This window comes from Candidatus Magnetobacterium casense (genome assembly GCF_019173545.1).
Lineage (GTDB): Bacteria > Nitrospirota > Thermodesulfovibrionia > Thermodesulfovibrionales > Magnetobacteriaceae > Magnetobacterium > Magnetobacterium cryptolimnobacter.
The window spans coordinates 1-9764 of the sequence record NZ_JABXWD010000112.1 but is presented as its reverse complement, the minus strand read 5'-3'; the positions used below and the strand labels follow the sequence as shown (position 1 = coordinate 9764).

Genomic DNA, 9764 nt, shown 5'->3' with positions numbered 1-9764 from the left:
TTTTGTATCATCTAAAAAAAAGCATGTTAAAAGCTTTCGCAGGAAGGGGTCAAGGGGACTGGTCCCCTTGCAGGGGGGTCTGAGGGGGGGCAGAGCCGCCCCCTTCTTTCTTAGGGATATTCAAGACACCTACAAGAAATAGTAAAACAGGGTTGTAAAGAAAAAGTCAAAGAATATTACCAGGAAGATGGCCGAAACCACGGAAGCTGTTGTGCGCATACCGACCTCTTCGGCCCCGGCCTTTACCTTAAAGCCATGATAGGCCCCCACCAGTGTGATGACGACCCCAAAGGCCCATGCCTTGACAAGGCCCGTTAACAGGTCTTTGATGGAAAGGGCGTTGATTGTTTCGACGTAGTAGCTGTAGGGATATATCTCCAGGATGGTGATGGCGAGCAGGAAGCCCCCAATCATGCCAATCAGGTCAAAGAAGGCAGTAAGGGCCGGCTGCATTAGCATCAGGGCAATGAGTTTCGGTACAACAAGGAATCGCACGGGGTTTATGCCCATTGTGTTGAGGGCATCGACCTCTTCGGCGGCTTTCATCGAACCGATTTCGGCGGCAAAGGCAGACCCGCTCCTGCCTGCCACTATGATGGCCGTTATGATTGGTCCCAGCTCTCGTGTGATGGAAACGCCCACGAGGTCTGCAACATAGATCAGGGCGCCAAACCTCCTCAACTGATACGCCGATTGAAGCGCAAGGATCACACCCACAAAAAACGCTATCACCACCACTATCGGGATGGCGTTGTAGCCGGTTCTGACAAGCTCGGTTATCACTGCCGAAAACCGTATGCGTTTCCCTCTCAGGGGCGATATCAGCGTCCAGTAAAAGACGTCATTGATCAGGCAGGCGATCTCGTGCAGGTTATCGAGCACAGATAAGGTCTTGCGACCTATGAGACCAAAGAGGTTTTCAACTCTTAATGGCATCGTCTATGCTGTCATACATCTCAAAGACCTTGTCGAGCTTGGAAAAATTAAATATCCGCATGATCGACTCAGGGATATCCGTTATCTTGAGTTTGCCCTTATAGGGCATCATTTTCTTGAGGGCCTCGACGAAGGTCGCTATCCCTGAGCTGTCTATGTAGGTGACGTTGCGCAAGGCCACGATTATCGGCGTGCTTTTCTTCTTGATAAGTGACAGCAACTGTTTCCTTAACTCAGGGGATGAGTACATGTCGATCTCCCCCGAGGGGCTTACCACTATGATGCCCTGGTGGTCTGTTAGTTCAACTTTCATTGTTTCTCCTTATGGGTTTCTCCTTATGGTTCTGACAAGTATTAAGCGGTTTCCTTCCTGTTTGTTTTCGTCGTAGGTAACGGAGCCAAATGCCTTGTTGATGATATGCAGGCCAAGGCCGCCTGCCCTGACCTCATCGAGACTCCTCTGTGTGAGATCTTGGGGGCGGGTCTTGGCTCCGTCATCCTCGATGGTGACCTCAAAGGCATCCACTTTGGAGTCGTCGGCCGAGTCACTGAGACATCGGAAGCCTATAACGATCTGTCGCTGCGTATCCCCCTTGTAGGCGTGTCTTATGACGTTTGAACAGGCCTCATCGACGGCGTGTCGGACATCCTCGACGTCCTGGTTGCGCAGGCCGCACAACTCCGCCGTGAGCACCGCCACCGCACGCACAACGCAGAGGTACATGGGGTGTGACGGAATCCTTAACAATACCCGTTCTTTCATCAAAGTGTCTGTTGCCGGATGTTCCTTCATCATTATACCTCTAACAATACCTTAATTCAACCAGTGTCAGGTCATCGACTCTGGTTCTGGTGCCCTCTGCAAATTTGTTGACATAATCGACGACATAATCAATGAGGCCCTGTGCGTAAGGGGCGTTGTCTGTCCGGTTGAGTGCTGCTACCAGGGCGTCAAAGCCAAGACGCTGTCCAAGGCGGTTCTTTGTGTCAAAGACGCCGTCGGTTATCAACAGCAGTCTGTCGCCCCTGTTGAGGGTCATGGAGGTCAAGGGATACTTTGCCGCTATGATGCCCAGCGGTGGACCGCCGGGGGGGTCTATCACGGTTATCTTGTTGTCTCTGGCCAGCAAAAACGGGGGATGGCCTCCGTTTGAGATGTTGACGGCGCCCGTGGATACGTCTATGATCAGATACACAGCCGTGACAAACATCCCCAGTGGCCCTTTGAGTAATGCGGCGTTGAGATTACCCAGGACAACGTCGGGGGAGTCTTCAAGACGGGCATTGTACCTGAAGTCGCTTATAATCTTTGCCATGTACATGGCAGCCGACACCCCCTTGCCCGAAACATCGCCAACAAAGATGCCAACTTTTCCCCCCACAGGCTCTATGAAGTCATAGATGTCGCCTCCGACCTGCTCGGCAGGGATGTTGACAGCACGAACCTCGACAGCCCCACGCCTGAACACCGAAGTATCCGGCAGAAAACTCTTCTGCAACACTGACGCTATTTCAAGCTCCTGTCTGACCTTCTCCATTTCGAGGGATTCGTGGTAAAACATGGCATTTTCTATGGCAATGGTTATCTGCCGGCACAGCGAGCTAAACAGCTCCTCGTCATACTGACAGAAGCAGTGCTTGTCCCTGGGATTGAGGATTTCGGCAACACCAATCAGCCCGCCTCTGCCCACAAGCGCAACTGCAATGAGGCTCTTTGTGGTAAACCCCGAAAACCTGTCGGTCTCCTCAAAAAACCTCTCGTCCGTAGTGACGTCTTCGATGATTACCGTCTGCAGGGTCTGCGCAACCCACCCTGCCACCCCCTGACCCATATCAAGTGTGAAGGGGGTCGATAAAACATTTGCCGTGGCCGTTTCCTTGCTTATCGCATATGCAAACTCCAGCTTGTTTGTCTGCTTGTTGTAGAGCAGAATAGAACATGCCTCGGCATTCATCACGTTTTTCGCCTTATCCATGACCAGCGAAATCAGCTTGTTAAAGTCAAGCGTAGAGGATATGATCGTCGAAACCTCTATGAGCGTCTGAAGATCATCAACCCTTCGCTCCAACGTCCTGAGGTATGTCTCATTTACACGGATTTCTTTGGTATCAGATGCCATTTCGCAATTATTATATCATATTGCAGACATTCTTTAGTATACTGAAAATACACAGGTTTTTTCAGGCATGATATTTGGCAACAATAAACACATTGTGCTATATACTGATCGGATTCGAGTTTTTTCGGGTATCAAAATTGCCTGCATACAAGAAAGAAAGGGGCGGCTCGCCCCTTTTATGCCGGGGGTCGCTGACCCCTCGCTGACCTCTTTTATGCCGGGGGGGCGCTGACCCCTTGACCCCATAATGCTTAACACTGTAATCACAAAAATATTTACAGGAACCACTATCTTACTGTCTCTATGCGACTTATCATCTGTTTCACCGGGCACCTGTTTCACCGGACACCTGTTCTGCCGAGCGCCCTTTCGCCGGACGCTGACACTTTGTTGAGGAGGGGGGTGAAGTTGGCGTCCCCAACGGGATTCGAACCCGTGTTACCGACGTGAAAGGCCGATGTCCTAGGCCGGGCTAGACGATGGGGACTCCATGTGAGCCGCCTGGGAGTCGAACCCAGGACGCCCGCCTTAAAAGGGCGGTGCTCTACCTACTGAGCTAGCGGCTCAAACCAAGCTCAATTCCGTTATTATACAGGAGATTTTTGCCGATGTCAACAGTGTTTTTTTAACGGGACAATTTAATTTTAAATTACCCGCCCAATACAAGCCCCAATTGGTTACGCGTCCACTGGATCAGGCCACCGGCGTTGATAAGCTCCTCCATGAACGGCGGGATCGGCTTGGCCTGATACTGAACGCCTGTGATCGTGTTTGAGATAACTCCGGTGACGGTGTCGATTTCGATAACGTCGCCCTCTTTGATCTGACTGACGGCCTCGGGGGATTCAAAGATCGGCAGACCAATGTTAAAGGCGTTTCGGTAAAATATCCGCGCAAAGCTCCCCGCCACTATCGCACTCAGGCCCGATGCCTTTAAGGCTATGGGCGCATGTTCCCTCGACGAACCACACCCAAAGTTAGCCCCTGCCACGATCACATCCCCTGCTCTGACCTTCGTCGGGAAATCCTTATCGGCATCCTCCATGACGTGCCTTGCCAGCTCAACCGGGTCTGCCGTGTTGAGATACCTCGCCGGTATGATTGCATCCGTATCGATGTCCCTGCCAAACTTCCACACCTTACCCTTTAATTGCATAATTGCCTCCTTGAATTTATTTGTCAGCCTTTTGTGCGATATAGTCTAAAATTCCCTGTGCGGCACGTCGTCCCGTCTGCATGGCGTGGATGACCGTGGTAAAGGAGCCGGGGGCCTTGGAGATATCCCCACCGGCAAAGACTCCGGGGATGGAGGTCATTTGCGTCTGTTGGTCAACCACTATGTAGCCTCTTTCATCCGTTCTGAGGGCTGGGGTTGAGCGTGCTATTATGGGGTTTGCCATTGTGCCCAGGGCATAGATGACCGTATCAACGTCCAGGATGAAGTCCTCACCTCCACTGGTGCACTTCATGCCGGTGAGCCAACCGTCGGCTGATGCAAGTATCTCCACGGGATGTGTTTCCCAGTAAAACTGCACACCCTCTTCGATTGCGTGTTTCAACTCTTCCCTGCGGGCGGGACTGTCCTTCATCGATCTCCTGTAAACGATATAGACGTTTTTGGTGTTGAGCCTCATGGCAACGCGTGCGGCATCCATTGCGGTGTTGCCGCAACCAATGACGGCTATGTTGCGTCCGATACCAACGGGGGTGTCGTGGCGTGGAAAATCGTAGCCGTGCATGAGGTTGACACGCGTCAGGAACTCGTTGGCCGACATCACGCCGTTTAGCAGCTCTCCTTTCACACCGAGTCCCATGGGATAACCGGCCCCGCTTGCGATAAAGACCGCATCGTAGGCGTGCTTGTCCAGCAGCTCGGTAATCGTGTGCAACTTGCCGATGACCTTGTTGGTCTTTATGGTAACGCCGAGGTCTTTGAGGTTGTCGATCTCCCTGAGGACGACCTGCTTGGGCAGCCTGAACTCGGGAATCCCGTACATGAGCACGCCACCTGGACGGTGCAGTGCCTCAAACACAACCACCTTGACACCGGCCTTTGCCAGGTCCGAGGCACAGGCCAGTCCTGCCGGTCCGGAACCGACGATTGCGGCCTTCTTGCCGTTTGCGGTGATTTCGTGATGCCTTTTCCAGTCGTTTGCCTGGGCAGTGTCGCCGACAAACTTCTCCAGGAGTCCGATTGCAACGGGCTGGAGCTTCTTGCCTACCACGCAGTTAGCCTCACATTGTAGCTCCTGTGGACAGACGCGTCCGCAGATCGCCGGAAACAGATTGGCCTCCGTGATCAGGCTGTAGGCGCCACGGTAATCCCGCTTCGATACCAGGTCTATAAACCCCCGGATGTCGATCCCCACGGGACAGCCCCTGGAACATCCCGGTTTGGTGCATTGCATACACCGGTCGGCCTCCTGCAGGGCCAGTGCCTCGTTGTAGCCGATGGTGACCTCATTGAAATTCTTGGCCCGGACGTGTGCATCCTGGTGCTCAGGGGGCGTCCTGGTCGGTTTGATAGTGTTGATGTGCTTTGGGTTCTTATCTGCCATATTCCTTCAGTATCCTATACATTACAGTAATTCATTTGTTAAGAAACTCAAATATTTCCGAATGAGTATAATGTTTAAATATAAGCTCTATAATTTCGTCTTTATTGTCATTCTTTAATTCCAAAGTTTCTACTTTCATGTGGTCTTCACGAAGTTTATTTATATAAGATATATCTTCGTGTGAAAAACTATCTGATCTTTGTTCCAGAAAAACAATTAAATCTCTCCATTTTTTATATGATAACATTCTTTCTACGAATAATTCTTCAGGAGCAATTTCGCCTCCAAAGTCAAATATAAATTTACACAGAGATTCTTTCTTTTTTCGTTCATCCTTTATTTTGTTGATTTTATTCAGATTCTCTATTGCAGATTGCTTTTTTTATCTGAATATTGCCATAATTCATCGACTCTGATTATGAGATTAGCACCGTTAATAAGTTCATCTACACTCAAACTCACCAATAATCTTTGCATCTTTTCAAGATTACCACTCAGACCTCTCTCGGCAATTTTAAGCTTAATGATGTTGACTATTTGTTGGAAACGATATTCAGGATTAATTACATCGTTACTTTTACCGATTTTAATCATAAATAGTCTTGATTTTAAAATAAACAATAAGAACATTCCACAAAATACAGACTTAACCCATTCATTAATTTCGCTTAAAGATATTCTATTTTTGCTCATACTAATAGTTACATCAGCGTTAAGTGAAACTACAAAGACAAAAACACTGGCGCCGATATTTAGTGCAAGATAAAAAAGCACCCATATCCACGCCTTATTCAAAGTTTCTTCCTTGTAGTCTCGAAACAAATCTATTGATGAAACGATTAGGGACAGGAACGCTGTTAATGCAATTTGAAATCCTAACTCTGACATACTGTATTCATAAGGTCTTCCGTAATTCTTCTCCCCTTCTCAGTAATCCCAAATCTCTGCACCCAATCCCTTTCAGTGCTCCTTAATTCGACAAGGTTATCACTTTGAAGTTTCATAATTGCTTCTTGCATCTCTGAAGGAACCAACCTGAGTGTTACGGCGATACGTGGTTTCTTTGCCTCACCATACTTGTTCAGGTACTCTAATATACGTCTGCCATTGTCTGTAATCTTAGGTTTTGGTTCCGATACGTAGTTATCATGTACTTCCGGATTACGGTTAAAGTCCGCAAGTATCTGCTGCCAGGTGTTATTGTCAAAGGGTTTATTAGCTTCCCATCTGTCATAGCAGCATTTCGCCAACTGCTGGACGTGAAACGGATGCGTACCGACCTTATGGATTATGCGACTACCGCATGTTGCCTCGAACTCAGGAGAACCCAGCTTACTGAGCATTGCCCGAACCTCAGACTCCTGCATCATCCCCAGGGGGATTGACACGAATATGTTGTGAAACGCTGACCCCACATCGTCTTTCTTGCCAAAGACCTCACACAATTCCTTTTGGGAGGCTGTGACGATATTAAGCGCCCCGGCAGAGGTCTTGGCTCGCAGCCAATTAAAGATATCCCCAAATTTTGGTATTGCTATAACTTCAATCTCATCAAGCAGCAACAACGGGGTCTCGCTTGTTTCATCTTTCAGGTACTTATTAAGTTTGATCAAGAGTTTCTCGATATCATCTGTCTCAGACACTCCGATGTTTAATTCATTACCAATCTCTTGTAAAAACACTTCGGGATTTTTGAGTACCTCCATACAGTCTATATACACGGGCTTGTAATTGCTTAATCCAAGACCTGTCAGTTTTACGTAATATAGCAGCGACGACTTCCCGATACGCCTTGGACCGACCACCGAACAAGGCACCTTCTTTTGCAAACGCTCGGTAATCTCTTTGATCTCCCGTTGACGTGGAAAAAATCTGTCAGCATTCTTTATATATGCCGTTGTGTCTAAAAATGGATTCATAACCTTATCCTTCTAAGTCTTACCTTTATTATACTCTATCTCAAAGGTATTTTGAAACGGCTTGCGTTCCCTGAGCCACTGATGCAGCATCCCCGTCTTGCAGCGGTAATCGAAGTCCTTCTTCTCCGCACTCGCACGAGCAACGATCAACTGCCTGCCTGCAAGCTCCTCCAACGTGGCATGGAGGGTCTTTGCGTCGCAGAACTTCTTGCAGCCTTCCTTGATGTCGTCCATGCCGATCCACTGCGCCGGTTCCGGGTGCAGACCCGAAAGGAGCGACAGAAGCAGACGTCCGGTTGCGTTTTCGCCCAAGACGCCACTCCAGATGTAATCCAGGGCATTTTCCAGGTCGCCCTCCATGCACTTCCTGAAGATGACGGTCAAGTCGGCGTCAATGACGTTGAGGCGCTTTACGTTATTGAGGTGGTTGATCATCGTTGAGGATACGATCTGCAGGTAGTAGGGGTGACTGCCGGTAAATGCGAGGATTCTTTCAACGGCGGCGGTGCTGATGTCTATTTTGCAGAGGCGGATCAACTGCTCGGCGTCCGTCTTTGGGAGGGCGTCCATCTTTATCGTGTGGGCAATGCCAAACAGAATCCCCCACTGATCACTCCTTAGCTTGTGCAGCCTGTAGGTGCCGCAGAACATCACGATAAAGCATTTCCTGTGCTGGATTATCCCCCTGATTACGTGAAGGACCTCCTCCGGCCATATATTTTTATCGATCTGATCTTGCAGTACTTCAAACTCGTCAATGATCAACAGTATTCGGGTGTCGCCCAGTACTTTTTCCAGCCCTTTTAAGACACCGGCAAATGCATCAAAGGGGTTTTTCTTAAAATCACCTAATGCCAAATTGAACTCAATCCCTGCAGCATCGCACAATGAGGTTGAGAGTTCATAGAATAAACCGGCGGTAGACCTCCCCGTCAGACCTTGAATATCCACAAAGGCATGTCTTATCCCGGCATCGAGTTTCTCCTTCAGGGCGTAGACAAAGGAGGTCTTTCCGACCCTGCGCTCCCCTGTGACAATGAAACAGTGGCCGGCTATTTTTGTAGTTCCGGCGATGACCTCGTTAAACTGTTCCTCTCTGCCGACAAACGACACATGGCCGGTAGTCAGTGGAGGCCCCGGGCGGTAGGGGTTGTCTATGGGGTGGTATGGTGCGGTAATCTCAGTCTTCCCTGCGTTTTTTAAGCGGTCTGACTCAAGCGTCTTTTCGGCCAGTCTCTCGTCCTTGGTCTTTACCTCCTGCGAATATTTATCCCGCTCTTTTGACAGGCTGCCTATCTTTTTCTTGCTGTAGACCCTGTATCTGAGGTACCATCCGGCTACCAGCACCAATAACGCTATAGTGCTGAAGAGGGCAATCCACAGCCCCTTATTCTCCCTTGTGTCCCACTTAGGCTTTATCTTGGGTTGAGGCTGGCCGAAGAGTTTCACCGCATCGGGACGTTGCAGTTCCTTGCGGTAGTATTTCAGGGGGTATACTGGCCATAGGGCGTTGTCGAAACGGACGGCTGCGTATTCGTCACCCTGCAGCGATGACGCATAGAAGAGGTTATCGGCGTTGAAGGTCAACCATTCGTTAGCGGGTAAGAGAGCGATGGTCATTGTCAGGCTTCCGGTGTTGGCATCTGCGATTCTGATTGTGTTATCCCCACTTCCCGAAGCAATAAACCGACCATCAGGACTGTAACTTACTGAGGATACACTGTTAGTATGCCCAGCGAGAGTCCAAATCAAGCCCCCCGTAGAGGCATTCCATATCTTTACTGTGTTATCCCCACTTCCCGAAGCAATAAACCGACCATCAGGACTGTAACTTACTGAGCGTACAAAGTCCGTATGCCCCGAGAGGGTCAGAATCAATGCCCCCGTAGAGGCATCCCATATCTTTACTGTTTTATCTCCACTTCCTGATGCAATAAACCGACCATCAGGACTGTAACTTATCGAATTTACACTACCAGCATGCCCTACCTGCAAGAAAATCTCCGCCTTCTTAGGACTATCGCACCCCAACAGACAAACGCACACCACCAGAGATGCAACGACTACCCCCCAACCCCTCAACACACCTTTCACACCCTCAACCCCCCCGCCGCTTACAAGTTTGAGCGTGTTGATGTGCCTTGTGCCGTTACCGGCCATATTTCTTGATCGCTACTTTTTCGTACTTATCGAAACGCTTTTGCCGATTCATGAGTTCGTCGAAGTTGACC

Annotated in this window: 9 protein-coding genes and 2 tRNA genes; all 11 read right to left on the bottom strand. The window is 49.4% G+C overall.

The window, feature by feature from the left end; all coding sequences use genetic code 11:
- Nucleotides 1-129: 129 nt before the first annotated feature.
- Nucleotides 130-936: an MlaE family ABC transporter permease gene (locus HWQ67_RS07830; protein WP_218252126.1), complete on the bottom strand. Its 807-nt coding sequence runs from the start codon at nucleotides 934-936 to the stop codon at nucleotides 130-132.
- Nucleotides 920-1249, bottom strand: coding sequence for an STAS domain-containing protein (locus HWQ67_RS07825; protein ID WP_218252125.1), 330 nt, complete (start codon nucleotides 1247-1249; stop codon nucleotides 920-922). Before HWQ67_RS07825 ends, HWQ67_RS07830 begins: the two co-directional genes overlap by 17 nt.
- A gap of 9 nt (nucleotides 1250-1258) precedes the next feature.
- Complete coding sequence (locus tag HWQ67_RS07820) at nucleotides 1259-1732, bottom strand: ATP-binding protein (protein ID WP_218252124.1); 474 nt, start codon at nucleotides 1730-1732, stop codon at nucleotides 1259-1261.
- A gap of 7 nt (nucleotides 1733-1739) precedes the next feature.
- Nucleotides 1740-3056, bottom strand: a complete 1317-nt coding sequence (locus HWQ67_RS07815; protein WP_218252123.1) for a GAF domain-containing SpoIIE family protein phosphatase — start codon at nucleotides 3054-3056, stop codon at nucleotides 1740-1742.
- 409 nt (nucleotides 3057-3465) lie between these two features.
- Nucleotides 3466-3543: transfer RNA gene (locus tag HWQ67_RS07810), tRNA-Glu, on the bottom strand.
- A gap of 6 nt (nucleotides 3544-3549) precedes the next feature.
- Nucleotides 3550-3622, bottom strand: a tRNA-Lys gene (locus HWQ67_RS07805).
- A gap of 83 nt (nucleotides 3623-3705) precedes the next feature.
- Entirely contained in the window at nucleotides 3706-4212 is a 507-nt protein-coding gene (locus HWQ67_RS07800) for a 3-isopropylmalate dehydratase small subunit (protein ID WP_255317170.1), read from the bottom strand.
- Nucleotides 4213-4228: 16 nt separating this feature from the next.
- Nucleotides 4229-5614: an NADPH-dependent glutamate synthase gene (gltA, locus tag HWQ67_RS07795; RefSeq protein ID WP_218252122.1), complete on the bottom strand. Its 1386-nt coding sequence runs from the start codon at nucleotides 5612-5614 to the stop codon at nucleotides 4229-4231.
- Between the two features lie 363 nt (nucleotides 5615-5977).
- Complete coding sequence (locus HWQ67_RS07790) at nucleotides 5978-6502, bottom strand: hypothetical protein (protein WP_218252121.1); 525 nt, start codon at nucleotides 6500-6502, stop codon at nucleotides 5978-5980.
- Nucleotides 6490-7533: a hypothetical protein gene (locus HWQ67_RS07785; protein ID WP_218252120.1), complete on the bottom strand. Its 1044-nt coding sequence runs from the start codon at nucleotides 7531-7533 to the stop codon at nucleotides 6490-6492. Before HWQ67_RS07785 ends, HWQ67_RS07790 begins: the two co-directional genes overlap by 13 nt.
- Before the next feature lie 12 nt (nucleotides 7534-7545).
- Nucleotides 7546-9693, bottom strand: coding sequence for a hypothetical protein (locus tag HWQ67_RS07780; protein ID WP_218252119.1), 2148 nt, complete (start codon nucleotides 9691-9693; stop codon nucleotides 7546-7548).
- Between the last annotated feature and the right edge of the window lie 71 nt (nucleotides 9694-9764).